This is a genomic window from Janthinobacterium rivuli, assembly GCF_029690045.1.
In the GTDB taxonomy this organism is placed as follows: Bacteria; Pseudomonadota; Gammaproteobacteria; order Burkholderiales; family Burkholderiaceae_D; genus Janthinobacterium; species Janthinobacterium rivuli.
This window is the reverse complement of record NZ_CP121464.1, coordinates 2,601,563-2,627,423: the sequence shown is the minus strand read 5'-3', so window position 1 is coordinate 2,627,423 and position 25,861 is coordinate 2,601,563. Positions and strand designations below refer to the sequence as shown.

Below are 25,861 nucleotides of genomic sequence, written 5' to 3'. Positions count from 1 at the left end.
CTTCCTTTCAATGCGTTCAATGGGCGGCGTGCTGTTCCATGCCGGGCTGGCCATGCCAGTAACCGTCACAGGCGCCGGCCGGCTGGCAGGCCGCCAGCTGGGCCTGGGCGCCGATGCCGCTGACCTGGCCGCGGCGGGCGCGGTCAAAGATGGCGATCACCTGTTCCGTATGCATGGCCTGCGGGCTGATACGCGCCACCGCCACGCCCATGTCGCGCATGGCGTCGAGTTCGCGCACCAGGTTGTAGACGAGCGCCGACTGCGTCTGCGTGCCGTTCAACACGAGGAACGGCACTTCGTCGCGCGTGCGCAGCAGCAGGCCGTCCGGCTCTTCCAGACAGCTGTAGCCGCAATCGTCCTTCGGCAGGTTGCGGTTGCGCGCCGTGAAGCAGCGCGCGGAAAACGCCAGCGGCATGCGGCCGTAGGCGAACACTTCCGTCTCCAGCCCTTCCGGTTTCTGGCGCTGCATCTCGGCCAGCGCCGTCTGCCCCATTTCCAGCGGCATCACCCAGCGCCGCGCGCCGAGGCGCGCCAGCAACTGCAGGCTGGGGCCATTGAAAAGGTTCAGATGGGGGCCGGCGACGAAGGATGTGCCCTTTTCCATGCAGTGCACGGCGCCCATGTCGTTTGCCTCGACGCCGTAGCGGCCATTGCCCGTGATGCGGCGCAGGGTCGCCAGTTCCGCGCCCGCCTCGATCAGCGCCTGCGTCGACAGCACCACTTCCTTGCCGGCGGCGGCCAGCATGTCGGCGATATCGAGCCAGTCGGCCAGGCGTACCTCATGCCGGCGCGAACAGACGGTTTCGCCCAGATACACGATATCGACGGCCGTGCCGGCGATCTGCTGGTAAAACTCGAAGACGGTGGCGCGCGGCCAGTAGTACAGCAAGGGGCCCAAAGAAAGCTTCAGCATGTTCATCCTTTATTTCCAAGATCTATGGTAAGCGCCGAGGGTGTGCTGCTGGCCCTCGGCCAGCTTGTCCATGGCCGCCATCCAGCCCGGCTTGACGGCGTAGCGCGCATTGCCTTCGCGGCAGGCGTCAATCGCTTCGCGCCACACGCGCGTCACCTGCGCCACATAGGCGGGACTGCGCTGGCGTCCTTCGATTTTCACGGCGCGCACGCCCATGGCGATCAGTTGCGGCAGCAGCGCCAGCGTGTTCAGGCTGGCCGGTTCCTCGATGGCGTAATACTCTTCGTCATTGACTTCGAAACGCCCCTTGCACAGGGTGGGATAGCTGGCGTTTTCACCGGGCGCATAGCGGTCGATCAACACGCCGTTCAGACGCGATTCCAGGCCCTTCGGCGTTTCCAGCCAGCGCACGGATTTCGCCGGCGAACACACGCCGTGCGTGTTCGGCGCCTCGCCCGTCGCATACGACGACAGCGCGCAGCGCCCTTCGACCATCACGCACAGGCTGCCGAAACCGAAGACCTCGATCTCGACTTCCGTCTTGGCGATCAATTGCTCGACCTGCGCCATCGACAGCACGCGCGGCAGCACGGCACGGGCGATGCCGAAGTGCTCATGATAAAAATTGATGGCTTCGTAGTTGGTGGCCGAGCCTTGCACGGACAGGTGCAAACGCAGCTGCGGGTGGTGCTGGGCCGCATACGCCATCAGGCCCGGATCGGCCACGATCATGGCGTCGATACCGGCTTGCGCGGCGCGGTCAATGGCGCTGCGCCACACGGCCCAGTTGTGCGGCTGCGGATAGGTGTTCAGCGCCAGCAGCACCTTGCGTCCATATTGATGGGCGTAGCGCACGCCCTCGGCGATGGCCTTCTCGTCGAAATTGAGGCCGGCGAAATTGCGCGCATTGGTGGCGTCGCGAAAGCCCAGGTAGACGGTGTCGGCGCCATTGTCGACGGCCGCTTTCAAGGCAGGCAGGCTGCCGGCGGGGCAGACCAGTTCCAGCGGTCCGGCCACGCGGGTGGCGGTGGTTGAATCAAGCATCATGATATTCACAGTCCTGTATCGGCTCAGGGTGCAGACTATAGCCCCGCCCATGCCGCCCAGTCCTTGACGCAGGTGAAGGAATGCATGCATGGCTGGCGCGCGTTCAACTTGCTTGACCTGGCTGTAAAATGCCCCACTTTTCACCCTCGTCGATTGACCGCCATGACCCGCAAACCGCTGCTGATTTTCCTGCTTACCTTGTTCCTCACCGCGCTGCAAGTGCAGTGGGCCGGCCCGGCCGATGGCTATGACGCAGGGACCATCTCCGTGCTGTCGCCCGAAGTGCTGGGCGCGTATCCGGGCGTGCTGCTGCTGTTCCTGCTGGCCGTGTTCGCGCGCCGCCAATTGCCGCTGCTGCGCCAGGCCGCCATCTGCACGGGCCTGCTGGCCATCTACTGGCTGCTGGCGAACTACGTGACGTTCGACGCACGCGTGGCCAGCTGGAGCACCTACTCGCCGCTGGAAATCTGGGCGCACGTGCTGCCCGCCTCCGTCGCCAGCATCGCCGCCTGCGGCGCCGCGTTCTTTTGCGCGAGCTGGCTGATCCTGCGCGAAACGCGCTGGAACAAAACCGGCTGAGGTAGTTTTTTCACCTGCATCAAGGATTCGTCACGCAACTGCACGCCACCTTTGACGACACTACATTTAGTATATAACCTTCATAAAAACACCGCATGTTGTGTTTATTGGAGGTTTCATGACGACGAATGCAGTTTCCCCCACACGCGGCCAGGTCGATGTCGCCGCGTCCATCAATGAATACCTGGACCGGCGCGACTGGCGTGTCAACGCCAATGCCAACCAGGGCTACTCGCTGGGTGGCCTGATACTCAACGTGTCGGGCAAGGTCATCGCCAACTACTGGCTGGACCAGGTGTATCCGCCGGAAGTGGGCGCGGCGCACCGCGAAGCGGCGCTGCACATCCACGACCTCGACATGCTGGCCGGCTATTGCGCCGGCTGGTCGCTGCGCACCCTGCTGCACGAAGGCTTGAATGGCGTGCCGGGCAAGATCGAATCGGGCCCGCCGAAGCACATGTCGAGCGCCATCGGCCAGATCGTCAATTTCCTCGGCACCTTGCAAAACGAGTGGGCCGGCGCGCAGGCGTTCAGCTCCTTCGACACTTACATGGCGCCCTACATCCGCAAGGACAGCCTGCGCTACGAAGACGTGCGCCAGTACATGCAGGAGCTGATCTTCAACCTCAACGTGCCATCGCGCTGGGGCACGCAGACGCCGTTCACCAACCTCACGTTCGACTGGGTCTGCCCGGACGACCTGCGCGAGCAGATTCCCGTCATCGCCGGCCAGGAGATGGACTTCAGCTATGGCGAGCTGCAGGCGGAGATGGACATGATCAACCGCGCCTACATCGAGATCATGATGGCGGGCGACGCCAAGGGCCGGGTCTTCACCTTCCCCATCCCCACCTATAACATCACCGAGGATTTCGACTGGCATAGCGAAAACGCGGAACGCCTGTTCGAGATGACGGCCCGCTACGGCCTGCCCTACTTCCAGAACTTCATCAATTCGGAACTCAAGCCGAACATGATACGTTCCATGTGCTGCCGCTTGCAGCTGGACTTGCGCGAACTGCTCAAAAGGGGCAATGGCCTATTCGGTTCCGCCGAGCAGACCGGTTCCCTGGGCGTGGTGACGATCAACTGCGCGCGCCTGGGCCACTTGTGGCGCGGCGACGAGCCAGCGTTGCTGGCCGACCTGGACCGCCTGCTGGAACTGGGCAAGGCCAGCCTGGAAATCAAGCGCCGCACCATCGAGGAACTGATGCAGCAAGGCCTGTTCCCGTACACGAAGCGTTACCTGGGCACCTTGCGCAATCACTTTTCCACCCTGGGCGTGAACGGCATCAACGAGATGATCCGCAATTTCAGCGGCGACGCTTACGACATCACGTCCGCCGAGGGCCATGCGCTGGCGATACGCCTGCTCGACCACGTGCGCGCCCGCATGGTGCAATTCCAGGAAGAGACGGGCCATATGTACAACCTGGAAGCGACGCCGGCCGAAGGCACGACGTACCGCTTCGCCCGCGAAGACCGCAAGCGCTATCCCGCCATCCTGCAGGCGGGAACAAGCGACAATCCGTATTACACGAATTCGTCGCAGCTGCCCGTGGGTCACACGGACGATCCGTTCGAGGCGCTGGAATTGCAGGACGCGCTGCAGCGCAAGTACACGGGCGGCACGGTGCTGCACCTGTACATGACGGAAGCGCTGTCGGATGCGAACGCCTGCCGCGAGCTGGTCAAACGCGCGCTGAGCCGCTTCTCGCTGCCCTACATCACCGTCACCCCCACGTTTTCCATCTGCCCGCGCCACGGCTACCTGGCCGGCAAACATGAATTCTGTCCCACCTGCGACGCGGAACTGATCGCCCGCAAGCAGTCCGATCTCGCTCACCCACTCAAGGAAACGCCATGAACGCACGTCCCGACTTCACTCCCGCCATCACCCTGCTCGACACGGAACGCCAGCGCTGCGAAATCTGGACGCGCGTGATGGGCTACCACCGCCCCGTCGCCTCGTTCAACATCGGCAAGCAGGGCGAATTCCACGAGCGCCAGTATTTTACGGAAGCGAGCGCCAAGGTTGGCCAGCCCGCCTGCCATGGCTGAGTTGAAAGTGGGCGGCCTGACGCCCTTTTCCGCCACCGACTACCCGGGCAAGCTGGCTGCCGTGGTGTTCGTGCAGGGCTGCCCCTGGCGTTGCGGCTATTGCCACAATCCGCATTTGCAGGCGCGCACGCCGGAAGGCGCCATGCCCTGGCAGGACGTCCTGACCTGGCTGCGCCGCCGCGTAGGTCTGGTCGACGCCGTCGTCTTCAGCGGCGGCGAAGCGTGCATGGACCCGGCGCTGGCGCGCGCCATGCAGGACGCCAGGGAACTGGGGTTCAGCATCGGCCTGCACACGGCCTGCATCTATCCGCAGCGCCTGCAGGAAGTGCTGCCCCTGGTCGATTGGGTCGGCTTCGACATCAAGGCGCCGTTTGCCGATTATCGTCATGTGACCCGCGTGGCCGGCAGCGGCGACCCGGCGCGCGCCTGCCTGGACGCCATCCTCGCCAGCGGCGTGGCCTACGAGTGCCGTACCACCACCCACCCGGACCTGCTGCCGGACGAGCAGTTGCTGGCCCTGGCCGCCACCCTGGCCGCCAAGGGCGTCGAGAACTACGTGCTGCAGCAGTTCCGCGCCGAAGGCTGCGCGGATGCGGCGCTGTCCGGCCGCCCCTTGCACGGCTATCCGGCGGCGACTACTGTGGCGCAAATCGGCGCCATGTTTCCGCGATTTACATTCCGTAATCATGGCGGTTGATCCTGCAGCCACATAATTGTTGAAAGTCCCACAAAATTCCCCGTTCTGCAACGCTGAAACGTCTTGCGTACTGTAATGTATCAACTGTGCCGCGCACCTTGCGCGGCATAGCAGATTCCTCACACCGCATTACAGATAAGCGTCATCCATGAACGATTTCACCGCAGTCAGCCCAGGCCTCCCTTCCACCCACGCCGACATCCTGTACGGCCCGCCGCGACCGGATCTGCTGTGCGAGGAAGTGCTGGCCGACCTGCTGGAGGCAACGGCTCGCCGCTGCCCCGAGCAAATCGCCCTGATCGATGGCGCGCGCCGCATCACGTATGCGCAGCTCGATGCGCAGGCCGGCCTGGCCGCATCGCGCCTGGTGGCGGCCGGCGTCAAGCCCGGCGACATCGTGGGACTGTGGCTGCCGCGCGGCGCCCATCTGCTGCTGATGCAGGCGGCCATTGCCAAGGCGGGCGCCGCGTGGCTGCCCGTCGATGAAGACACGCCCGTCGAGCGCCTGCAGGTGTGCCTCGATGATGCGAATGGCTTTGGCGTCATCAGCTGCGCGCAGTTTGCGCCACGGCTATTTGACGCCGGCGTCAAACGCCACGTGTGGACGGCGGAAAGCCTGCTGGCCCCCGCCGCGCCGGGCGAACTGCTGCCGACGCGCGGAGCCGTGCTGCCCGAGCACCCCGCCTACGTGATCTACACATCCGGCTCCACGGGCAAGCCCAAAGGCATATTGATCAACCAGCGCAGCATCTGCCACTTTCTGCGCAGCGAAAACGCCGTGCTGGAAGTGACGCAGGACGACACCGTCTACCAGGGCTTTTCCGTCGCCTTCGACATGTCGTTCGAGGAAATCTGGATCGCCTACCTGGTGGGCGCCACCCTGTGGCTGGGCCCCAAGGAGATTTCGGGCGACCCGGAAGCCTTGCCGCGCGCGCTGGCCGCCAACCACGTCACCGTGCTGCACGCCGTGCCGACCTTGCTGGCCCTGTTCGCCGAGGAAGTGCCGAGCCTGCGCCTGATCAACCTGGGTGGCGAGATGTGCCCGGAGTCCCTGGTCGAACGCTGGTCGCGCCCGGGCCGCGCCATGTTCAACACCTATGGCCCCACGGAAGCGACCGTCTCGTGCAGCCTGGCGCGTTTGCGGCCGGGCGAGCCGGTGACCATCGGCACGCCGCTGCCCAACTACGGCTTGCTGGTGCTGCAGGTGGCCGAGCCGGGAGAAAAACGTCCCTTGACTTTGCTGGCGCGCGGCGAAACGGGTGAGCTGTGCATCATCGGCCCCGGCCTGGCCGAGGGTTACCTGGGCCGGCCCGACCTGACGGTGGAAAAATTCCTGCCCAATCCCTGGAGCACGGGCCCTGACGATGCACGCCTGTACCGCACGGGCGACCTGGCGCGCATCGATCTTGATGGCCAGGTGCTGTGCCTGGGCCGCGCCGACGACCAGGTCAAGATACGCGGCTTCCGCGTGGAGCTGGGCGAGATCGAAGCCGTGCTGGCGCAGCAACCTGGCGTAGGCACGGTGGCCGTGTTGCTGCGCAAGGATGACGGCATCGACCAGCTGGTGGCGTACATCGTCGGCGGCGACGAGGCGCCGGCCGACGCCCTGGCGGCAAAAACCCTGCGCGCCGCCCTGAACCTGCACCTGCCGCCGTACATGGTGCCGGGCCGTTTTGAATTGCTGCCGCTGATGCCGCGCCTCACTTCCGGCAAGATCGACAGAAAAGCCTTGAAAGCCATGCCCCTGTCCGCACCGCCAGCTGGCGAGGCGGGTGAATCGGACGTGCCGGAAACGCCGGCCGAAGCAGCCCTGTTCGCGGCGCTGGCCAAGCTGTTTCCGGGCCAGGCGATCTTGCGCCAGCTGGACTTTTTCAGCGACCTCGGTGGCCATTCCTTCCTGGCCGCGCGCCTGGCGTCCGCCCTGCGCGCCGATCCGGCCTACGCCCACATGACGGTGCGCGACATTTATCACAATCGCCAGATCGGCAAGATCGCCGCCGTGCTCAATGAAGCGCCGGCGCTGGCCACGCCGGAAGCGGAGTGGACGCCGCCATCGACCGTGAAACGCTGGCTGTGCGGCGCGGCACAGGCGGCGGCCGTGCCGGGCCTCGTCACCTTGCGCATGGCACAGTGGATGGCGCCGTTCTTTACGTACCACTTCTTCACGGGCGACACGGGCGACACCGTGCCGCGCGCCATCGCCGCCTCCATCGGGGTGTTTTTACTCGCGACCCTGGCCGAATTTGCCATTGCGATCGCCGGCAAGTGGCTGATCGCGGGGCGCTTGAAGCCGGGCAGCTATCCGCTGTGGGGCGTCACCTATTACCGCTGGTGGCTGGCCGATCGCCTGGTCGAATCGGCGCCCGCCTACCTGCTCAGCGGCTCGTCCCTGAACAGCTGGTGGCTGCGCGCGCTGGGCGCCAAAGTGGGCAAGGAAGTCGTCATCGGCTCGATGACCCTGCGCGCGCCCGACCTGCTGTCCATCGGCGACAACGTCAGCGTGGGCAATGCCGTCAACTTTGAAAACGCCCGCGTGGAACGGGGCCGTTTGCTGCTGGGCCAGATCAGCATCGGCGACGATGCCTGCATCAGTTCTTACGCCATCATGGAAGGCAATACCCAGGTGGGCGCCTTCGGCCACCTGGAGGGACAGTCCGCGCTGGCCGATGGCGCGGCGGTGCCGGCCGGAAGAGTCTACACAGGTTCTCCCGCGCGCGACATTGGCGCGTTCGACCCTGCCAGCCACCCGCCGCGCCCCGCCGTCTCCCGCCTGCGCCTGACGGGCGAAACCGCGTTCTTTTGCTTCGGCATGGTCTTGATCGCCGTGCTGTTCTTCATGCCCGTCTTCCCCAGCTTCGTGCTGATCGACTGGTTCGACGAACGCGAAATGATGCCGTGGCTGCAGGGCCGCGACGTGACGACCCAGCTGGCCCGCTACTTCCTGCTGGCCTTCCCCGCCAGCGCCGTGCTGATCGTGCTCACGGCCCTGCTGTCGGCCGCCATCCGCTGGGGTGCGCTGCCCCGATTAAAGCCGGGCAGCTCGCCCGTGCACAGCAATATCTATTGCGCCAAGTGGCTGGTCAGCCATATCCAGGAATCGAGCCTGAACGTCCTGCACGGTATTTACGCCACCGTCTACGCGCCGTACTGGTACCGCCTGCTGGGCGCCAAGGTCGGCAAGGGCGCCGAGATTTCCACGGCCCTGGGCGTGGTACCCGACATGCTGACCCTGGGCGACGACACCTTCATCGCCGACGCCGTCATGCTGGGCGACGAGCAGATCGACGGTGGCTGGATGACCATGCGCCCCACCGTCATCTCGCACCGCAGCTTCGTCGGCAACGGTAGCTATATCCCGGATGGCACGGTGCTGCCCGAGCACGTGCTGATCGGCGTGCATACGCATGCGCCGCGCAATGAGCAGATGCACAGCGGCGATACCTGGCTCGGCTCACCGCCCATGCATTTGCCCGCGCGCGAACAGGTCAGCGGCTTTGCCGAGCACCTGACGTTCAAGCCGTCGCTGTTGCGCCGCCTGGGCCGCAGCCTGATCGAAGCGTTCCGCATCGTCGCGCCGCACGCGGTGGTGATCGCCGTCGGCTATACCCTGGTGCTGGACGTGATGCCGATCGCGGGCGCGGGACGCTGGGGCGAAGTGGTGAGCGACCTGGCGATTGCCGGCCTGGCCTACGGCATCGGCAATTTCCTGGTGGTCGTGCTGTTCAAGTGGCTGCTGCTGGGACGCTACCGCAAGCACGCGGCGCCCATGTGGACGCCGTTCGTGTGGATTTCGGAAGGCGTGACCAATCTGTACGAAGGCATCGCCGTGCCCAACTTCATGCGCTACCTGCGCGGCACGCCGTGGCTGCCGCTGGCCTTCCGCCTGTTCGGCTGCAAGATCGGCCGCGGCGTCTACATGGACACGACGGACATCACGGAATTCGACTGTGTGCACATCGGCGACTACAGCGAACTGAATGCGCTGACCTGCCCACAGACGCATCTGTTCGAAGACCGCGTGATGAAGATCGACCACGTGGAGATCGGCCAGCGCGTCTACATGGGCCCGCGCAGCTCCGTGCTGTACAGCGCCAAGGTGGGCGACAACGCACGCCTGGGACCGTTGACCCTGGTGATGAAGGGCGAGCACATCCCCGCCGGCAGCAACTGGGCGGGCTGCCCGGCCGCGCCTTTGCGCAACTGATCGTAGCTGATGGACTCTACGGTGCTCTGGTCCGGGGATGGCGTGCTGGTGATCGGCATCGCCGCCGTGCTGCCGCGCGCCGAGGCCCGCTTGCGCATCCGCGCCGCCGTGCGCGAGGCGATGGCGACATGGCTGAAGATGGATATCGAGGCGATCTCGGTGGAGTCAACGCCGGGCGCCCCTCCCCGCCTGCTGTTTCCCGGCGGCGTTGCGGGCCTGTCGTTCAGCCATGACGAGGGCATCTCGCTGGCCGCCATCGGCCTGCATGGTCCTGTCGGCATCGACGTGATGCGGGTGCAGGACATTGCCGGCTGGTTCAATCTGGCGCGCGACTATCTGGGGCCGCAGGTGACAGCGGAACTGGTCGCCTGCCCCGATGCACAGCGCCCCTTGGCCCTGGCGCAGGCGTGGACGGCGCGCGAGGCGGTGCTCAAGTGCGCAGGGCTGCCGCTGGCGGAGTGGGATGGGACCACGCCGGCGTGCCGCATGCAAGCGCTGGCCTTGCCGGCACCGTATGTCGCGACTCTGGCATATTAATCTTCCTTGCCTTTGCCAGTTCCACCAATCTGGACGAAAATCAGTTTTACGATAATACTGACGAGCAATCCCAGCACCCCGATCAATTCCAGCATGGCCATTCCTTTGCAGTGACAGCAGACCAGGCCACTGTAACGCGAATGCCGGGGCCAGGCTAATATCAAATCAAGCAGTCTCCGATCTCGAAAAGGCATACGATTGATTTCCATCAGACAGTTCCGCTATTTTGTCGAAGTCGTCGATGCGGGCAGCTACTCGCGCGCGGCGGAAAAGCTGTACATCGCACAGTCGGCCCTGAGCCGCCAGATCAAGGAGCTGGAAGGTGAAGTGCAAGCCCTGCTGCTGACGCGCGACGCGCGCCATATCGAACTCACGCCCGCAGGGCAAGTCTTTTATGAACGGGCCAAGCGCATCCTCGAAGACATCGACGAAACCGTGCGCCAGACGCGCCACGTGGGACAAGGCGAGCAAGGCATCATCCGCCTGCTGCATTCGAGTTCCGTCACGCTCACGCCCGCCATCGGCACCGTGCTGAACCGGCTGCTGGCGCAGTTCCCCGGCGTCTCGCTCGATGTATCGAAGGGCTCGTCGGAAAACCAGGCCGCCGACATCGAGGAAGGCCGCGCCGACCTGGGCCTCGTGCGCCTGCCCACCCTGCGCAAGCATGCCAATATCGTCGTGCGCGAACTGTTTGCGGAAAAGCTGGTGGTGGCCGTGTCGGCGATGTCGCCGCTGGCCACGCTGGAACGCACGACGATAGCCGCCCTGCGCGACGAAGCCTTCGTCTCGATCCCGCACAAGGACCGCGGAGGCCTGAGCTACCTGGTGGCAGGCCTGTGCCTGGCGCAGGGCTTCTTTCCGAAGGCGGCGCGCGCCCTGTCGCGCAAGACCTCGCAGCTGAACCTGATCGAGGCGAACATGGGCATCGCCATCGTCCCCGACAGCATGCGCCTGGTGGCGCCGCCCGGCGTGCGTTTCATCGCGCTGCCGGACGAGGAATCGCATTCCGTCGTCGGCCTGATTTCGCCGCGCGCGGCCAGCGGCATGGTGGCCGCGTTTACGGAAGCGTTCGTGCGCGAGATGAATACACTCTAGCCTTCCGCATACAGCGCCGCGTCCACGTCGCGCACGGCCGCCATCAGCAAGGCCAGCTTCATGACATCGAGCTTGCCGTCCGTGCGCACGCGCGAGCACAGGTCGATGCCGTAGGGGCGCACCTGGCGCAGCGCGTCGGCAACGTTGGTGTCGTCCAGCCCACCGGCGAGGAAAACGGGACGGGGGCTGGCGCGCACGAAGCGCGCGCTGATGGACCAGTCGTGCGTGCGGCCCGTGCCGCCCAGTTCCGGGACCAGCGCGCCAGGGCGGCCCGAATCGAGCAGGAAAGCGTGTACGTGGGGCGCGTAGGCGGGAATCAGCGCCAAAGCCTCGGGTCCTTCCACGTGGATCACCTGCACGCGCCGCACATGCGGCAGCAGGTGCGCCAGTTCCTCGACTTCACGCGGGTCGATATGGCCGACAATCTGCACGGTGGATGGTTGCGTGGCGCGCACGTGTTCGGCGATGCGCTGCGCCGTCGTCTCGGACGTCAGCAGGAACGTGGCCACGGGGGGCGGCGTCCAGGCGGCGATCTGCGCGATGCGCGCGTCGGGAATCGGGCCGGGGCCGGACGGCATGGCCGCCACCAGGCCCAGCGCATCGGCGCCGGCGGCTATGGCCAGTTGCGCTTCGTCGATGGAAGCGATGCAGCAAATCTTGATGCGGGTTCTCATGGCCTTGCGTGTTCAAATGGAATGAGCAACATTACAACACAGGGCGGCACGCGCGCCAAGACACGCGGTCAAGGCCGCGTCATGCCGCCGCAAACCCATCACCAGCACAGCAACGAGCAAGGGCAGACTCCTTGGCGCCTGATCGTCAGCCCGCACTGATTGACATGCGCCAGGCGGACGACGATACTTGATTTATCCGAGGTTGCCATTGGAAGCCGCACATGCGTATCGTCGACTTTGAAGTCCGCAAGAAGTGTCCGCCGCAGTTGTGCGACTGCGCGCGCGAGCGCCTGCTCGGCGATGCGCAGGCGGACCTGTCCATCCTGCGCCTGAACCTGACGGAAGAAAAGCGCCTGCTGGCGCACATCGACGGCATCGCCACCCTTGCCCAGCTGCGGAAACTGCAACTGCTGCTGCAGAAAAACCTGGGCGTGGAATTGCAAATTACACCGGGCAGCGGCGAAGTGCGCACCGTGCGCGGCTTCCAGATCCGCCTGCTGGAGCGGCCCGGCCTGTGCCGCAAGACGCGCGCCGCCATTCCGGCCGCCGTGCGCCGCTGCCTGGCCGCGCACCCAGAGATCGCGTTTGCGATATTGAATGAAAACGATTTGCTCGGTGGGGTGTGAGCCGAGTAGGTCGGATTAGCGGGCACCGCGTAATCCGACACCATTGTTGGCGTATGTGCGAATGTCGGATTACGCTCCGCTAATCCGACCTACGCCGCCACGCTGGCGCGGATGGGAATGACCTTGCCCTTCGCTTCGCGCGCCCGCAACTGCCCGCAGCCGCCTTCCACGTCCTGCCCGGCCGAATCGCGCAGCTTGGTCAGCACGCCGCGCGCGTGCAGGGCGGCGGCAATCGCGCGCGCCTTTTCCCAGCTGGGGCGCTTGAACGGCAAGTCGGCGATGGTGTTATACGGGATCATGTTCAGCACCGCGTACTTGCCCTGCAAGAGCGCGACGATGCCATCCATCTCATCGTCACCGTCGTTGACGCCTTCCATCAGGGTCCACTGATACTGCACCGGGTAGCCGGTCAGGCGCGCATATGATTCGCCGAAGTCCACCAGTTCGCGCGGAGTGAGCTTGGGCGCGCGCGGCAGCAGCTGTTCGCGCAGTTCCGGCTTGGTCGTGTGCAGCGACAGCGCCAGCGCCGGCTTGACCCTGCCTTGCGGCAGGCGCTCGAAGGCGCGCGGGTCGCCCACGGTGGAAAACACGAGGTTCTTGTGGCCGATATTGCCCTCGGTGCCCAGCAGCTCGATCGCTTCCATCACATTGTTCAGGTTATGCGCCGGCTCGCCCATGCCCATGAAGACGACTTTTTTCACGGGACGCATGGTGCGCGCCAGTACCACCTGGGCGACAATTTCTCCGCTGGTGACTTGCCGGATCAAGCCGTCGCGGCCCGTCATGCAGAACTGGCAGCCGACGGCGCAACCGACCTGGCTCGATACGCACAAGCCGTCGCGCGGCAGCAGCACGCTTTCCACCGTCTGGCCGTCGTGCAGTCCCACCAGCAGGCGCACGGAACCGTCCGCGCCCGGGTGCGTACTGAGCAGTTTCAGCATGCCCTGCAATTCGAGGTCGAGCGCGGGCAAGGCCTCGCGCACGGGCAAAGGCAAAAAATCTTCGGCGCGGCGCCGACCCTGGTCGTGCGGCTGCCCCTGGATCCAGTCCCGCAGCACGCGCTGTTCGTGCAGGGGCTTGGCGCCCAAGGCGCGCAGGCGCTGGCGGAGATGGTCGATTTGCATGGCGTCTGAATAAAAAAACGGCGCGCAGGAATGAAGCCGGCGCGCCGTGTTACGGATAAAAGCGTTAGACTTTCTTGACGAATTCCGTCTTCAGGCTCATGGAACCGAAGCCGTCGATCTTGCAGTCGATATCGTGGTCGCTGTCGACCAGGCGGATGTTCTTGACCTTGGTGCCCATCTTGACGACACCGCCGCCGCCCTTCAATTTCAAGTCCTTGATGACGCTGACCGTGTCGCCGTCCTGCAGGATATTGCCGGCCGAATCGCGGTACACCTTGGCGCCCTCTTCCACCGCTTCGCCAGCCGTGGCCGACCATTCATGCGCGCATTCAGGGCAGATCAACTGGCTGCCATCTTCGTACGTGAATTCGGATTTGCATTGCGGGCATGGTGGTAATGTGCTCATTTTATTCTCTGTCTGGTGAACAGCGCGTGCTGTAAAAGCCGACATTATAAGCGCTACGCCCGCCATCGGCGGGCTTTTTCGCATATGACGTCGCAGCCTTATTTGATATTTTTATCCAGGAAGGCGCGGATCACCTGCCCGATCTCGCGGGCATGCGTTTCAAGGGCGAAGTGGCCGGTGTCGTAGAACCGGATATCGGCGTTGGGCAAATCGCGTTTCCATGCCTGCGCACCGGCTGGCAGGAAAAACGGATCGTTCTTGCCCCAGACGGCCAGCAGCGGCAGTTGCTGCTGGCGGAAATAGGCCTGGAATTGCGGGTACATGCGCACATTGGACGCGTAATCGAGGAGCAGGTCGAGCTGGATGTCGGCGTTGCCAGGACGCGCCACCCGCATGCCTTCCAGGGTATAGCCGTCGGGAGAAACGCTGCTCGGATCGGGCACGCCTTCCAGATATTGCCATTTTATCCCGGCCGGCGTCGGAAAGTCGGCCAGCGCCGCGCGGTTTTGCGCCGTCGGCGCCTGCCAGTATTGCCTGATGCCGTCCCAGCCCTTCGACAGTCCCTCTTCATACGCGTTGCCGTTCTGCGAGATGATGGCCGTGATGCGCGCAGGATGGGCCAGCGCCAGGCGCCAGCCCACTGGCGCGCCGTAGTCGTGCACCATGATGGCGTAGCGGTCCAGCTTCAACTGCTCGGTAAAACGGTCCATGGTCCGGGTGATGTTGTCGAAGGTGTAGGCGTAGTGTTCGCGCGCCGGCGCTTCGGTGTAGCCGAAGGAAGGCAGGTCCGGCGCCACCACGTGATAGCGGTCGCTCAGCGCCGGGATCACGTCGCGGTACATGAACGAGGACCCGGCAAAGCCATGCAGCAGCACGATGGTCGGCGCGGCAGGGTCGCCCGCCTCGCGATAAAAAACATTCACGTCGCCGACTTTTTCAAACCGGTAGTGTACTTGCGCCTTGTCGGCTGCCGACATCGGGGCGGCGCCGGCGCTGGCCGCCATGGCCACGGTGGTGGCGGCGGCGAGAGTGGTGGTCTTGATATTCATGGCAATGTCCTTGTAACCTTTAAAGTGAGTATTTGAAGGTTACAAGCATTTCTGGTAACCTGTCAATATTATTTTCAGAGGTTACAAAGGATTTCAAATGACGCCACATCCCGAGCACGCTCCGCACTTCATCGGCAACCACCTGGCGCTCGATTTCATCAACAGCGCCTTTGGCATGGGGGATGACAGCTGGGATTGCCTGGCCGACAACGCCGGCGCGCTGGCCTGGCTCAAGGCGGCGGGCCTGCTGGCGCCCGACTTCAATACACCGCCTACCGGACTGGCAACGCTGGCACAGTCGCTGCGGACGGCGGCGGAACGGCTGATCGATTTGAACATGCCGCGTGAGCCAACCGACTTCGCGGTGGTGAACCGGATACTGGAGGCTGGCCGCCCTGTGCGCACGCTGGCGCAGGGCGAAGGCGATAACGTCGTATTATGGAAACGGCGCCGCGACGACAGCGCGGCCAGCTTGCTCGAACCGGTGGCAGCGGCGCTGGTCCAGCTGCTGACGCAGGGCGAGCTGGCGCAAGTGCGCCAGTGCGAAGCGCATGATTGCACGCTGCGTTTCCTCGATGTCACCAAATCGGGCCGCCGGCGCTGGTGCAGCATGGCCGTTTGTGGCAACCGGATGAAGGTCGCCGCTTTCCGGGCGCGCAAGGAAGCCAGATAACGCCGGCAGGCAACACCCTAATTTCCACTGACAGGAGTGACCAGTAATGACGACATCCAGCTATCCCGATACCCGCCTTTGATCGCCAACGCATGGGTGGAGGCCAGCGGCGGCAAATCCATACCCGTGCTCAATCCTGCCACCGGGCAGGCCATCGGCACGGTGGCCCATGCCAGCATCGCCGACCTCGATCGCGCGCTGGCCGCCGCCCAGCAGGGTTTCGAAACGTGGCGCGCCGTCGATATCGCCAGGCAGATGACGCAGGAGCAGGGCAAGCCGCTGGGCGAAGCGAAAGTGGAAATACTGGCCGGCGCCGACATCATCGACTGGTTTGCCGCCGAAGGCATGCGCGTCTATGGCCGCATCGTGCCGTCGCGCAACCCGGCCGCGCAGCAGCTGGTGCTCAAGGAACCAGTCGGCCCGGTTGCCGCCTTCACGCCGTGGAATTTCCCGATCAACCAGATCGTGCGCAAATTGTCGGCCGCGCTGGCCACCGGTTGCTCCTTCCTGTGCAAGGCCCAGGAATAAACGCCGGCCTCGCCTGCGGCGCTGATGCAATGCTTCGTCGACGCCGGCCTGCCACCGGGCGTGGTGGGCCTGGTGTTCGGCGACCCGGCCGAAATCTCTGGCTATCTGATCCCGCATCCGGTGATTCGCAAGGTGACGTTCACTGGCTCGACGCCGGTAGGCAAGCAGCTGGCCGCGCTGGCCGGCGCCCACATGAAGCGCGTGACGATGGAACTGGGCGGCCACGCCCCGGTGATCATTGCCGAAGACGCCGATGTGGCACTGGCCGTCAAGGCCGCCGGCGGCGCCAAGTTCCGCAATGCGGGCCAGGTGTGCATTTCGCCGACCCGCTTCCTCGTGCACAACGCCGTCAAGGCCGAATTCACCAGCGCGCTGGTCAAGCACGCCGAAAGCCTGAAGCTGGGCGATGGCCTGCAACAGGGCACCACGCTGGGGCCGCTGGCCAATGCGCGCCGCCTCAGCGCCATGGCGAAGGTAGTCGAAGACGCGCAGGCCAGAGGCGCCACCCTGGCCACCGGCGGCAGCCGCATTGGCGACACCGGCAACTTTTTCGCGCCGACCGTGTTTGCCGACGTGCCGCTCGACGCGAGCATATTCAACGATGAACCGTTCGGCCCGATCGCCGGCATCCGCGGTTTCGACAGTCTGGAGGAAGCCATCCTTGAAGCGAACCGCCTGCCGTTCGGCCTGGCCGGCTACGCTTTCACGCGCTCGATCAAGAACGCCCACCTGCTGATGAACCGCATGGAGGTGGGCATGTTATGGATCAACCAACCCGCCACCCCGAGCGCCGAAATGCCCTTCGGCGGCATCAAGGATTCGGGACATGGCACGGAAGGCGGGCCGGAGGCGCTGGATTCCTACCTCAATACCAAGGCCGTATCGCTCGTTGGCGTGTAAGCGGGTATCGGCAACGCCGTCGTTCAGCTACGCAGCACTATCTCGATGGTGCTGTGGACGATTTCCTCGTGGATGCTTATCCGTGCGCGCAGCCGCGCAGCCGTCAGGGTGGGGTCGCGGCTGACCACCGACAGCGCGCACGAATACAGCTGCTTGCCAACGCGCCAGACGTGCAGGTCGACGATGCGCGGCGTGTCGCCCCCCTCTTCCACCTCGACCGCCTCGCGGATTTCCTGCACCACCGGGTGATCCATTTCGCGGTCCAGCAAGACCTTGCCCGTCTCCTGCATCAGCTTTTTCGCCCACAAGGCCACCAGCACGGCGCCCGCGATGCCCATCACGGGATCGAGCCACTGCCAGCCGTAAGCCCACGCGCCGGCCAGCGCAAGGATGGCCAGCACGGACGTGGCGGCATCGGCCAGCACGTGGATGTAGGCGGCCTTCATGTTCAGGTCTTCGCCATGGCCATGGTGGTCGTGGTGATCGTGGTGGTCATGCCCATGGCCGTGGTCATGATGGTGGTCATGGTGCCCGCCGAGGATCAGCGCGCACACGAGGTTGACGGCCAGGCCGAAGGCCGCTACCGCCATGGCCTGCGCATAGTGGATGGGCTGCGGCGAGAACAGGCGCTCGACGGAGGCCACGACCATCAGCACGGCCACCCCCAGCAGCAAGATGGCGCTGGTATAGCCAGCCAGCACCTCGATCTTCCACGTGCCGAAGGCAAAGCGCGGGTCGCGCGCATAGCGGCGCGCGGCCGCATACGCAAACGCGGCCAGGCCGATGGCCAGCGCGTGCGAACTCATATGCCAGCCATCGGCCAGCAGGGCCATGGAGTTGTACCACCAGCCGGCGACGATTTCCAGCACCATGGTGGCCAGGGTGATCCACATGACGATGCGCGCGCGGCGCTCGGCCTTGCCATTGCTGCTGTCAAAAACGTGTTCGTGCTGCCAGGCCGAGAGGTCTTCCTTGAGGGATGGCGTGTGCATGGCGTTCTCCTTATTTGAGGTAGGTGCGCAGGATGCCCGCGATGTCGTCGGCGCCCCTGGCCCGCTCCTCGCCGGAGATATCGGGACTGGCCACGTGCTCGCGCAAGTGTTCTTCGATGACTTCGGCCATCAGGCCATTGACGGCGCCGCGCACGGCGGCGATCAGCTGCAGCACCTCGCCGCAGTCGCGCCCTTCTTCCAGGCCCCGCTCCAGGCCTTCCACCTGCCCCCGGATACGCTTCACGCGATTGAGCAGCTTGGTCTTGTTGTGCGCCGTGTGTCCCATGATTTCATCCCGATAAATACTATAGGGGGGTATACTATCAGAGCGAAACGGACGGCGCGATCTTTTGCAGCTTGCTGGCCAGCGAGGCGTCGGACAATTCGCCCAGGTGAGTATCGATCAATCTCCCCTGCGCGTCGTAGAACAGGGTCGTGGGCAGGGCCGAGGAACCGGCCGCCTTGCCCAGCGCCGCGTCGCTGTCGAGCAGCACGTTGCGCAGGGTCACGCCGCTCCGATCCAGAAAAGCGCTGGCCGCCGCCGCATCCTCGCGCTGGTTCGCATACACGAAGACGATATCGGCGCGCGCCTGCTGCGCGGCGGCCAGTACGGGCATCTCTCGCCGGCATGGCGGGCACCAGCTGGCCCACAGATTGACCACCATGGGCTTGCCGCTGGCCAGCGCCGCCAGGGTCACCGGCGCGCCGTCGAGCGCCTGCAACGCCACGGCCGGCAAGGCCGTCGGCTTGTCGTACGCCAGCGAGATCCCTGCACTCAGCACGCCCCAGGCCAGCGCGCCAGTAGCCACGCTGATGGCCAGCGGACGGCGCATGGCCGCCATGGCGGGGCGCCGGCAGCGCCACGCGGCGATGGCCAGCGCGGCCGCGATGCCGGCCGGCGCGAGAAAACCGCCATCGCGGATATTGATGATGGACCACGGCGCCACCAGATATTGTTCGTGCCAGCGTAGAACGAATGCCAGGCGCGCCGCCAGCAGGCCGGCGATCAGCATGTCGGAAACGAGAGGACCGGCGTCCGGCTGTTGGCGATACCGCCTTAGCGACCACGCCACGCCATAAGCGACGCACAGGGAAACGATCAGCAGGACGAGGCCCGTGGGCAGGGCCAGGGGACCGATTTGCAGGGACAGCATGGGCGCTTTCAGGAACGTCGAGGGACGGCCATTGTGGCCCATGCGGATTAAGCAGGCGTTAAGCGGTGCGAAGGTCAGGTGAGCAGCGCCTCCTTGCGCACGAAATGCATGGCTTGCGGCTGGTCCACCAGCACGCACTGCTTGCCCGTGCGCTTGCAGTGGTCGTGCACGCGCCAGTAGGCGTCGTGGCTGACGCAGCCCGTCTGGCAAATCACCAGGTCGGCCGCCACCAGGCCCGCTTCCAGCGCCGCTACGTCGTCGGCGCCATCGTCACCGCCAGCATGGTGCAGGAAGCGCCCGCCGGCTTGCTCGATGGCTTGCTGCGCCACGTTGGCGCCGGCGGCCTGCTGGCCCGCATTCTGCTCCAGATAGCTGCCCACATACAGCACGGCTTTTTCGCGCACGTCGGCCTGCAGGGCTGGCGCGGGCAGCCACTGCAGGCGCAGCAGCTCGCGCATCAGGTCCTGCACCCGCTCACCGAGCCACTCGACCCGGCGCGCCAGCCTTGCACGCGTCGGCAAGCCCGGCACGCTGGCCGCCAGTTCGGCCAGTTCATCGCGCGCCAGCGCCAGTTTTGTATCGCGGATCACGACCTGCGCCCGCGCGCGCATCAAGTCCGACTCCAGCTGCGCGATGCGGGCCGCCTGCGCAGCCATCTGCGCACTGCAGCGCGCCTGCGCGCGGCCATATTCCCCCATCAGCACGCGATGCTCGCGCGCGACCATGTCCTCGTTGCCATACATACTGCCCATCATGCCCTCCTTCACCGACCGTGGCGCCATGGCGCCAGCCCATCGCTACCCCATGGATCCGCATTATAAATGAGAATCATTATTATTTATCCATGCGCGCACGCTCAGTAGGGGTATGCGGTGGCCGCCAGCGTCACGCAGCCGGCGGGCAAGACAGCAGACGCTTCCATACGTCGTCCTGCACCTCCCGCACATGCCGCAGGCCATCGGGGCCACGATAGATCCCCAGCGTGTTCGGCCACGCCATATCGATGAACAACAGCCGCGCCGGATCGATCAGCAGGGACTGGCCCACATAATTACCCTTGATCTCGCCCTTGTTCACGGTCAGCAGGCGCGCACCACCGGCAAGCGCCCGCTCGTCCAGCGCCACGCCGCTGCGCTCGGCCACATCGCGCAGCCAGCGTTCGCGCCAGCGCGCCTGCTCGCCGAACTGTCCCTTGGGCGGCCGGTCCAGCTTGACGATGGCCGCCACGGGCCCGTCTATCCCCGCCTGCAGCGAAAAGCCCAGGCGTTCCTGCAGTTCGACCGTGTAGGCCTCACCCTTGACGTCGATCTGATAGCGCCCCACCCCGTCCTGTACCCGCAGGTCAGCCTGATGGTAGGAAGGTTTGACGCAATTGGCGTATTGATGGACGAGCACATCGAGAAACGGCGGCTCGACGGGGGATGTCGCCGCCATGGCGGGCGACAGGCTGGCACACAACATGGCGGCAGCCACGCATTGCATCGTATTCATTCTTGCTCCGGTTATTGCACAATTTTTTTCAATGGTGGAATTGGCAAGATCCGCACTCTACCTGATAGGGAGAAAACAGCCCGCACGACATGGAAGGACAGGCCCCGGCGCACGATTCAATTGAATCGCGCTTGTTAAATCATTATTTCTGAGGTGTAATCTTATAAGTAAATCATTGAATTAATTGCAAGCACACTCATCTCGCCACACGGAGTTCCAGTCCATGTCCGAATTGGTCCAAACAAACGCGTCGTCATCATCCGGTGCAGCACCCGTCGCCAATGGCTACAGCCAGGCCACGCGCCTGCTGAAGCTGAGCACGCCCCTGGGCCCGGACAAGCTGCTGGCCGAATGCGTGCGCGGCGAGGAAGGCCTGGGGCTGGGCTATACCTTCAACATCGCCGCCCTGTCGCTCGACGCGGCCATTCCCCTCAAGTCGCTGATCGGCCAGCCCATCCTGCTGGAATTGCTCATGGCCGATGGCGGCTGGCGCCCGTTCCACGGCCACGTCACCGCCGTCGAACTGGCGGGCGCGAACGGCGGCTTTGCCCGCTACAACCTGACCATGCAGCCGTGGACGGCCTTCCTGGCGCACGGCCGCGACAGCCGCGTCTTCCAGGACCTGGCGGTGCCCGACATCCTCGAAGTCGTCTTTGCCCGCTACCAGGGCCAGGGCATGCTGGCGCCGGCCTGGCGCTTCGACCTGCTCGACCGCGCAATCTATCCGAAACGCAGCATCTGCAGCCAATACCAGGAAAGCGACTGGGCCTTTGCCGAGCGGCTGATGAGCGAGGAAGGCCTGTTTTACTATGCCGAACACACGGGCGACGCGGGCAGCGCCAGCCTGGGCAGCCATACCCTCGTCATCGCCGACCACAACGGCAGCTTCAAGCCCAACGCCCAGGCCAGCATTGCCTACAGCCAGCCAGGCGCCGTCATGCCGCAAGACACGATGGATCGCTGGCGCATGCAGCTGCGCCAGCAAACCAACGGCATCGAACTGTCCAGCTGGGACTACCGCGCGCTGGGCCAGCGCCCCATCAGCGCCGCCAGCGCCCATGACGGAACGATGGCGCTGATCAGCCGCGACGCGCCCGGCGCCTATGCCTACCCGTCGCGCGAACACGGACAACGGCTTGCCGAGCGCCAGTTGCAGGCGCTGACGGCGTCCAGGGAAGTGTTTACGGGCGCCGGCACCGTGCGCACCCTGGCGCCCGGCACCACGTTTACCCTGAGCGGCCAGGCGCAAACGGATGCGGCCGGCGGTGGCGACGCAGCGACCTTCCTCGTCACCCGCACGGTGCACCTGATGCATAACAACCTCGATGCGGAACTCGGCGGCGGCCTGCTGCAGCGCCTCGGCCAGGGCTTGCTCGACGCGCTGATCGGCGAAGAGGCGGCCGGCAGCCTGCATGCCGTCGGCGACACCATCAGCGAACGCCCGCCCTACCGCAACCGCATCGACGCCATCCGCAGCAAGGTCCCCTACCGCAGCAGCTATGCCGACCAGCATGGTCAACTGCTGCATCCACGCCCCGTCATCATGGGCCAGCAGACCGCCATCGTCGTCGGCCCGGCTGGCGCCCAGCTGCATACGGACCGCGACCACCGCATCAAGGTGCAATTCCACTGGCAGCGGGGCGCGCAAAGCCATAGCCGGCTGGCGCATCCGGCGGCCGACGGCCACACGGGCGCGCCCGGCGACGACAGCGCCGGCACGTGGGTGCGGGTGGCCACGCCGCTGGCGCCCGTTGCCGGCGCCAACTGGGGCAGCAACGCCCTGCCCCGCGTGGGCCAGGAAGTGCTCGTCGATTTCCTGGAAGGCAATATCGACCGCCCCGTCGTCATCGGCACGCTGTACAACGGCCGCGGCCAGGCCGACGCGCAAAACAACCAGGTCAGCCAGGGCACGGGCGCGGCGACGGGCAACGCGCCGGCGTGGTTTCCCGGCCAGGCCGGCGCCCACGCCCACCCGGCGGCCTTGTCGGGCATCAAGACGCAGGCATTGCCAACGAGCCAGGGCGGCGGTGGCGCCTACAGCCAGCTGGTGTTCGACGACAGCCCGGGCCAGGGCCGCGTCGCCCTGCAGCGCCACGCCGGCCCCCATCAGGGAACGGCCGAACTGAACCTGGGCCATTTGCGGCACCAGAGCGACAACCAGCGGCTGGCGCCGGCCGGCTTTGGCGCCGAGCTGAAAACGGAACACAGCGCCGCCCTGCGTGCGGGAGCGGGCATGCTGCTGTCGGCGCATGGCCGCGATGCCGGCGGCAGCCACATGGATGCGCAGGAAGCGCTGGAACAGCTCAGGCAAAGCTTGCAACTGCAGACCTCGCTGACTGAGCAGGCGCAGAAACATTTCGCGCTCGAAATGCCCAGCCCGGCCACAGCCGGTGCGGCCGCGCCAGCTTCCACTGCCACGCCGGACCAGGCGGAGACGCCTTCGCCAGCCGCGCAGCTCCCCGCCCTCGCCCAGATGCAGCACAGCATCGAGATCCTGGGCGCGACGGCCGAGGGCGCCGCCACGACGGGCCAGGGCCAGGGCCAGCAGGCGGCGGGCGGCGAAGGCCAGGCCAGCGCGTATGGCGACCCGCAGCTGCAATTGTCCAGTCCGTCCGGCATCGCCGCCACCACGCCGGCCAACGCCGTGCTGGTCGCGGGCGGCAATGGCAGTCTGGCGGCGGGCGCGGATCTCAACTTTGCGGCGCAAGGCAACAGCCTGTACGCGCTGGGCAAGGGCATCAGCCTGTTCACCTACGGCAAGGCCAGCAGCAAGGACAAGCCCAACCAGGAAACCGGCATCCGCCTGCATGCGGCCAGCGGCAAGGTCAGCAGTCAAAGCCAGTCCGATGCGACACGGCTGACGGCGGACAAGGCCATCACCGTCAGCAGCACCGCCAAGAGCGTCACGGCGGCGGCCAAGCAGCACATCCTGATGACGGCCCAGGGCGCGTACATCCGCCTCGAAGGCGGCAACATCATGCTGCATGGACCCGGAAAAATCGATTTCAACGCCAGCATGAAGGAATTGACGGGACCGGCGAGCAGCACCCCAAAATTACCTTTGTTGCCACAGGCTGGGGACGTAAGCAATTTCATGGAATTGAATTATCGCTGGGATGATTTACAGCCCATGGTGGGGGCGCCATACGCCTTGCTGTTCGACAATGGCACCCGCCTGGAAGGCAAGCTCGATGCAAACGGCTTTGCCCGTCTGGAAAACCTGCCTGATCGCAATGCCGTCGTGATCTACGGCGAAGACGAAAGGGAAGCGGTTCCCCGCCACAAGCAGAAACCGAACCAGCTGGCTGGCAGCAAGCCGAAAAGCGACGACGAGGCGCAATCGGTCCTCGAACGCTATCTGGCGCAAGAGGCCGCTTACTACAAAGACAACTTTTTTCCGGATGAGCTCGCTGAAATGGCTGAGGACTTTCCTGCAGGCGCCACCGTCAGCACACTCGAATATGATTTTCACTACGACGATTATCGCTACAAGGACGAGGACAGCATTGCTGACAAAGCCGCAAGCAAAAGCTACCGGGACTTGCACGATCAGGAAGGCGACGAGTCATGAGCGGCCTAACCCCTACCGTCCCGGCCAGCGCGATCCGTGGCGCCTCGCCTGCCAGCCGGGCGCTCAGGCAGGCCGATGACGGCATCGGTACTTGGCTGAGTGACCTCGTCACTGGTTCGGGCTCATCTCCCGCGCACATTATCATCACCGGCATTCTCGGTGTCGTCCCTGGTGTGGGACAGGCCATGGATGCGCGCGACTTGATCCTTGGCATCATTGTCATCAGCAAATCGCCGTCCGCCATCGGCGCCTGGGTGGAACTGGCCATCACCCTGGTCGGTTGCGTACCCGCCGTGGGCGATACGCTCAAGGTCGGCTTCAAGCTGATGAACAAGGGGCACAATTTTGGCCGTGTGCTGGAAGCCGTCTCGCCCAAGCTGCGCGGCAACGTCGAAAAATTCATGCGCAAGATCGACTGGAACGTACTGGCCCGTGAAAGCAAGAGCTTGTTCAAGGGTGTAATCGATACGTTTATCGACGGCATCGATAGCTGGATCGTCAAAGCCGTGGCGGGAAAGTCGGAAGTCAAGCTGTTGATCCAGGAAATGCAGGCAATCCAGAAGCGCGGACCCAAAATGATCGAGGACGCCTTCGCCGAACTGAAAAAACTGCATGGCAAGATGATGGGCCATGACCTGCCGCACAACACGGCTGCGGTCGGCAACGCGACAGGAAAAGGCGTGCAGCATGCAGCACAGGAGGCGGGAAAGGACATTGCCGGCAAGGAAGCAAAAGCCGCCAGCAAGGCCGAAAAGAGACTTGCAGCGAAAAAGAACAAGGACGTCACCGGCAATCAGGCCAAGCCCAATTCCAGCAAGGTCAATACCAAGAAAAAAGGCGAAAAGAAAAAGCAGGGCTGGCACACCGGCGTACCGGCCGAGCACATCACGGATTACTTCGTGAAGAAAAGACATGCGCTGTTCAAGAAGGCGAACAATGCCGGCAAGCTGACCGAAGAGCATAGCCTGCCGCACGCAGGACTCGATCATCTGTGGTTCAAAGGCGCTGCACTTAGCCAGCCTTTCGTTGTCGGCGAAACCAAGTCGAGCCTGTTCGATTCCTTCCGCCTGATGGCGGCGCTACCGGCCGATCTGCAGGAAAAATTCAGTTCCCTGAGGGCGGACGAAGCGGCGAATCCCACGAAAAACAATAACAAACCGAATATTTTCGAAAATGCGGACCGCGATGCCCATGCAAATCAAGACGTAAAAATAGGGAACCAGGAAGCGGATGAAAAAGAACTGAGAAAGGGCTTGAACAAGGAAAATAAAGAAACGAAGCTGCCGACGCAAATGAGCCACGAATGGATCGCCCGCTCGATAAAATCGGAGAAACTCACGGCTACCGGAGTCACCATCAAGCCCTTGATGAAAAAATACGCGGCAGGCCAGCTGCTCAATCCCAAAGCCAGCCCCCCCTATCTGCGCTGGATTTCACTGGTCACCGGTCGTCAATTGACCAAGCATCGGCAGTCAAAGGGACGCAATCATGAAATCCAGTTGATGCTGGATATTCCAGAAAATATATTAAGGAAATAAGC

The 25,861-nt window shown here is 64.5% G+C and carries 23 protein-coding genes and 1 pseudogene; 13 read left to right on the top strand and 11 right to left on the bottom strand.

Annotated elements, in window-relative coordinates:
* Nucleotides 1-16: 16 nt before the first annotated feature.
* Both ubiV and ubiU read right to left on the bottom strand, forming a co-directional pair.
* The gene (gene ubiV, locus P9875_RS12050; RefSeq protein ID WP_034783050.1) at nucleotides 17-913 is read right to left on the bottom strand and encodes a ubiquinone anaerobic biosynthesis protein UbiV; all 897 of its coding nucleotides are present in this window, start codon (nucleotides 911-913) and stop codon (nucleotides 17-19) included.
* Between the two features lie 9 nt (nucleotides 914-922).
* Nucleotides 923-1,960: a ubiquinone anaerobic biosynthesis protein UbiU gene (ubiU, locus tag P9875_RS12045; protein ID WP_416208778.1), complete on the bottom strand. Its 1,038-nt coding sequence runs from the start codon at nucleotides 1,958-1,960 to the stop codon at nucleotides 923-925.
* 162 nt (nucleotides 1,961-2,122) lie between these two features.
* Between ubiU and P9875_RS12040 the strand changes: the two genes are divergently transcribed.
* The 7 genes from P9875_RS12040 (at nucleotide 2,123) to P9875_RS12010 (ending at nucleotide 11,133) form a co-directional block, all read left to right on the top strand.
* On the top strand, nucleotides 2,123-2,539 hold the full coding sequence (locus P9875_RS12040) for a hypothetical protein (RefSeq protein ID WP_278318490.1): 417 nt from the start codon (nucleotides 2,123-2,125) through the stop codon (nucleotides 2,537-2,539).
* A gap of 118 nt (nucleotides 2,540-2,657) precedes the next feature.
* Nucleotides 2,658-4,406: a ribonucleoside triphosphate reductase gene (locus P9875_RS12035; RefSeq protein WP_278318489.1), complete on the top strand. Its 1,749-nt coding sequence runs from the start codon at nucleotides 2,658-2,660 to the stop codon at nucleotides 4,404-4,406.
* Complete coding sequence (gene nrdD / locus P9875_RS12030; protein ID WP_035817515.1) at nucleotides 4,403-4,600, top strand: anaerobic ribonucleoside-triphosphate reductase; 198 nt, start codon at nucleotides 4,403-4,405, stop codon at nucleotides 4,598-4,600. The genes P9875_RS12035 and nrdD overlap by 4 nt, the downstream gene beginning before the upstream one ends.
* On the top strand, nucleotides 4,593-5,297 hold the full coding sequence (locus P9875_RS12025; protein WP_278318488.1) for an anaerobic ribonucleoside-triphosphate reductase activating protein: 705 nt from the start codon (nucleotides 4,593-4,595) through the stop codon (nucleotides 5,295-5,297). The genes nrdD and P9875_RS12025 overlap by 8 nt, the downstream gene beginning before the upstream one ends.
* 148 nt (nucleotides 5,298-5,445) lie before the next feature.
* Complete coding sequence (locus tag P9875_RS12020; protein ID WP_278318487.1) at nucleotides 5,446-9,501, top strand: Pls/PosA family non-ribosomal peptide synthetase; 4,056 nt, start codon at nucleotides 5,446-5,448, stop codon at nucleotides 9,499-9,501.
* A gap of 21 nt (nucleotides 9,502-9,522) precedes the next feature.
* Complete coding sequence (locus tag P9875_RS12015) at nucleotides 9,523-10,038, top strand: 4'-phosphopantetheinyl transferase family protein (RefSeq protein ID WP_278318486.1); 516 nt, start codon at nucleotides 9,523-9,525, stop codon at nucleotides 10,036-10,038.
* A gap of 198 nt (nucleotides 10,039-10,236) precedes the next feature.
* Nucleotides 10,237-11,133, top strand: a complete 897-nt coding sequence (locus P9875_RS12010) for a LysR family transcriptional regulator (RefSeq protein ID WP_099402491.1) — start codon at nucleotides 10,237-10,239, stop codon at nucleotides 11,131-11,133.
* Here P9875_RS12010 and P9875_RS12005 read toward each other — a convergent pair.
* Nucleotides 11,130-11,807, bottom strand: coding sequence for a phosphoribosylanthranilate isomerase (locus P9875_RS12005; RefSeq protein WP_099402492.1), 678 nt, complete (start codon nucleotides 11,805-11,807; stop codon nucleotides 11,130-11,132). The two genes, P9875_RS12010 and P9875_RS12005, sit on opposite strands and share 4 nt — an antisense overlap.
* 21 nt (nucleotides 11,808-11,828) lie before the next feature.
* Here P9875_RS12005 and P9875_RS12000 point away from each other — a divergent pair, with 21 nt between their 5' ends.
* Both P9875_RS12000 and P9875_RS11995 read left to right on the top strand, forming a co-directional pair.
* Nucleotides 11,829-11,966, top strand: a complete 138-nt coding sequence (locus P9875_RS12000; RefSeq protein WP_158300165.1) for a hypothetical protein — start codon at nucleotides 11,829-11,831, stop codon at nucleotides 11,964-11,966.
* A 62-nt stretch (nucleotides 11,967-12,028) separates the two neighbouring features.
* Entirely contained in the window at nucleotides 12,029-12,433 is a 405-nt protein-coding gene (locus P9875_RS11995) for a hypothetical protein (RefSeq protein WP_278318485.1), read from the top strand.
* 89 nt (nucleotides 12,434-12,522) lie between these two features.
* On the opposite strand, the gene P9875_RS11990 is transcribed toward P9875_RS11995, so the two are convergent.
* The 3 genes from P9875_RS11990 to P9875_RS11980 form a co-directional block, all read right to left on the bottom strand.
* Nucleotides 12,523-13,557, bottom strand: a complete 1,035-nt coding sequence (locus tag P9875_RS11990) for an RNA methyltransferase (RefSeq protein WP_099402494.1) — start codon at nucleotides 13,555-13,557, stop codon at nucleotides 12,523-12,525.
* Nucleotides 13,558-13,621: 64 nt separating this feature from the next.
* Nucleotides 13,622-13,963, bottom strand: a complete 342-nt coding sequence (locus tag P9875_RS11985; RefSeq protein WP_034756972.1) for a zinc ribbon domain-containing protein YjdM — start codon at nucleotides 13,961-13,963, stop codon at nucleotides 13,622-13,624.
* 98 nt (nucleotides 13,964-14,061) lie between these two features.
* Nucleotides 14,062-14,940 carry an alpha/beta fold hydrolase gene (locus tag P9875_RS11980; protein ID WP_255206347.1) on the bottom strand — a complete coding sequence of 293 codons (879 nt, stop codon included), beginning with the start codon at nucleotides 14,938-14,940 and terminating at the stop codon, nucleotides 14,062-14,064.
* Nucleotides 14,941-15,109: 169 nt separating this feature from the next.
* Here P9875_RS11980 and P9875_RS11975 point away from each other — a divergent pair, with 169 nt between their 5' ends.
* The gene (locus P9875_RS11975) at nucleotides 15,110-15,685 is read left to right on the top strand and encodes a CGNR zinc finger domain-containing protein (protein ID WP_099402495.1); all 576 of its coding nucleotides are present in this window, start codon (nucleotides 15,110-15,112) and stop codon (nucleotides 15,683-15,685) included.
* A gap of 46 nt (nucleotides 15,686-15,731) precedes the next feature.
* Nucleotides 15,732-17,113: pseudogene (locus P9875_RS11970) on the top strand (NAD-dependent succinate-semialdehyde dehydrogenase).
* A 23-nt stretch (nucleotides 17,114-17,136) separates the two neighbouring features.
* Here the strand turns inward: P9875_RS11970 and dmeF are convergent.
* From dmeF to P9875_RS11945, 5 genes are all read right to left on the bottom strand, one after another.
* Nucleotides 17,137-18,105: a CDF family Co(II)/Ni(II) efflux transporter DmeF gene (dmeF, locus tag P9875_RS11965; protein ID WP_278318484.1), complete on the bottom strand. Its 969-nt coding sequence runs from the start codon at nucleotides 18,103-18,105 to the stop codon at nucleotides 17,137-17,139.
* A gap of 10 nt (nucleotides 18,106-18,115) precedes the next feature.
* Nucleotides 18,116-18,391: a metal/formaldehyde-sensitive transcriptional repressor gene (locus P9875_RS11960; RefSeq protein WP_034756961.1), complete on the bottom strand. Its 276-nt coding sequence runs from the start codon at nucleotides 18,389-18,391 to the stop codon at nucleotides 18,116-18,118.
* Between the two features lie 37 nt (nucleotides 18,392-18,428).
* Nucleotides 18,429-19,259 (bottom strand): TlpA disulfide reductase family protein, encoded by an 831-nt coding sequence (locus P9875_RS11955; protein WP_278318483.1) that lies wholly within the window; start codon nucleotides 19,257-19,259, stop codon nucleotides 18,429-18,431.
* Between the two features lie 74 nt (nucleotides 19,260-19,333).
* Nucleotides 19,334-19,870, bottom strand: a complete 537-nt coding sequence (locus tag P9875_RS11950; RefSeq protein ID WP_225242253.1) for a DUF2325 domain-containing protein — start codon at nucleotides 19,868-19,870, stop codon at nucleotides 19,334-19,336.
* Between the two features lie 274 nt (nucleotides 19,871-20,144).
* Nucleotides 20,145-20,750 (bottom strand): hypothetical protein, encoded by a 606-nt coding sequence (locus tag P9875_RS11945; RefSeq protein ID WP_099402497.1) that lies wholly within the window; start codon nucleotides 20,748-20,750, stop codon nucleotides 20,145-20,147.
* 223 nt (nucleotides 20,751-20,973) lie between these two features.
* On the opposite strand from P9875_RS11945, the gene P9875_RS11940 reads away from it, so the two are divergent.
* Nucleotides 20,974-24,321 carry a type VI secretion system Vgr family protein gene (locus tag P9875_RS11940; protein ID WP_278318482.1) on the top strand — a complete coding sequence of 1,116 codons (3,348 nt, stop codon included), beginning with the start codon at nucleotides 20,974-20,976 and terminating at the stop codon, nucleotides 24,319-24,321.
* The gene (locus P9875_RS11935; RefSeq protein WP_035817485.1) at nucleotides 24,318-25,859 is read left to right on the top strand and encodes a hypothetical protein; all 1,542 of its coding nucleotides are present in this window, start codon (nucleotides 24,318-24,320) and stop codon (nucleotides 25,857-25,859) included. Before P9875_RS11940 ends, P9875_RS11935 begins: the two co-directional genes overlap by 4 nt.
* Nucleotides 25,860-25,861: the final 2 nt, after the last annotated feature.

Coding starts and splice junctions, on each gene's coding strand:
- P9875_RS11980 (WP_255206347.1), bottom strand. CDS start 14,940: ATGTCGGCAGCCGACAAGGCGCAAGTACACTACCGGTTTGAAAAAGTC.
- ubiU (WP_416208778.1), bottom strand. CDS start 1,960: ATGATGCTTGATTCAACCACCGCCACCCGCGTGGCCGGACCGCTGGAA.
- ubiV (WP_034783050.1), bottom strand. CDS start 913: ATGCTGAAGCTTTCTTTGGGCCCCTTGCTGTACTACTGGCCGCGCGCC.
- P9875_RS12020 (WP_278318487.1), top strand. CDS start 5,446: ATGAACGATTTCACCGCAGTCAGCCCAGGCCTCCCTTCCACCCACGCC.
- P9875_RS12035 (WP_278318489.1), top strand. CDS start 2,658: ATGACGACGAATGCAGTTTCCCCCACACGCGGCCAGGTCGATGTCGCC.
- P9875_RS11950 (WP_225242253.1), bottom strand. CDS start 19,870: ATGCGCGCGCGGGCGCAGGTCGTGATCCGCGATACAAAACTGGCGCTG.
- P9875_RS11955 (WP_278318483.1), bottom strand. CDS start 19,259: ATGCTGTCCCTGCAAATCGGTCCCCTGGCCCTGCCCACGGGCCTCGTC.
- P9875_RS11985 (WP_034756972.1), bottom strand. CDS start 13,963: ATGAGCACATTACCACCATGCCCGCAATGCAAATCCGAATTCACGTAC.
- P9875_RS11975 (WP_099402495.1), top strand. CDS start 15,110: ATGACGCCACATCCCGAGCACGCTCCGCACTTCATCGGCAACCACCTG.
- P9875_RS11935 (WP_035817485.1), top strand. CDS start 24,318: ATGAGCGGCCTAACCCCTACCGTCCCGGCCAGCGCGATCCGTGGCGCC.
- P9875_RS12025 (WP_278318488.1), top strand. CDS start 4,593: ATGGCTGAGTTGAAAGTGGGCGGCCTGACGCCCTTTTCCGCCACCGAC.
- P9875_RS12005 (WP_099402492.1), bottom strand. CDS start 11,807: ATGAGAACCCGCATCAAGATTTGCTGCATCGCTTCCATCGACGAAGCG.
- P9875_RS11995 (WP_278318485.1), top strand. CDS start 12,029: ATGCGTATCGTCGACTTTGAAGTCCGCAAGAAGTGTCCGCCGCAGTTG.
- dmeF (WP_278318484.1), bottom strand. CDS start 18,105: ATGCACACGCCATCCCTCAAGGAAGACCTCTCGGCCTGGCAGCACGAA.
- P9875_RS12000 (WP_158300165.1), top strand. CDS start 11,829: ATGAGCAACATTACAACACAGGGCGGCACGCGCGCCAAGACACGCGGT.
- P9875_RS11960 (WP_034756961.1), bottom strand. CDS start 18,391: ATGGGACACACGGCGCACAACAAGACCAAGCTGCTCAATCGCGTGAAG.
- nrdD (WP_035817515.1), top strand. CDS start 4,403: ATGAACGCACGTCCCGACTTCACTCCCGCCATCACCCTGCTCGACACG.
- P9875_RS11990 (WP_099402494.1), bottom strand. CDS start 13,557: ATGCAAATCGACCATCTCCGCCAGCGCCTGCGCGCCTTGGGCGCCAAG.
- P9875_RS11945 (WP_099402497.1), bottom strand. CDS start 20,750: ATGAATACGATGCAATGCGTGGCTGCCGCCATGTTGTGTGCCAGCCTG.
- P9875_RS11940 (WP_278318482.1), top strand. CDS start 20,974: ATGTCCGAATTGGTCCAAACAAACGCGTCGTCATCATCCGGTGCAGCA.
- P9875_RS12040 (WP_278318490.1), top strand. CDS start 2,123: ATGACCCGCAAACCGCTGCTGATTTTCCTGCTTACCTTGTTCCTCACC.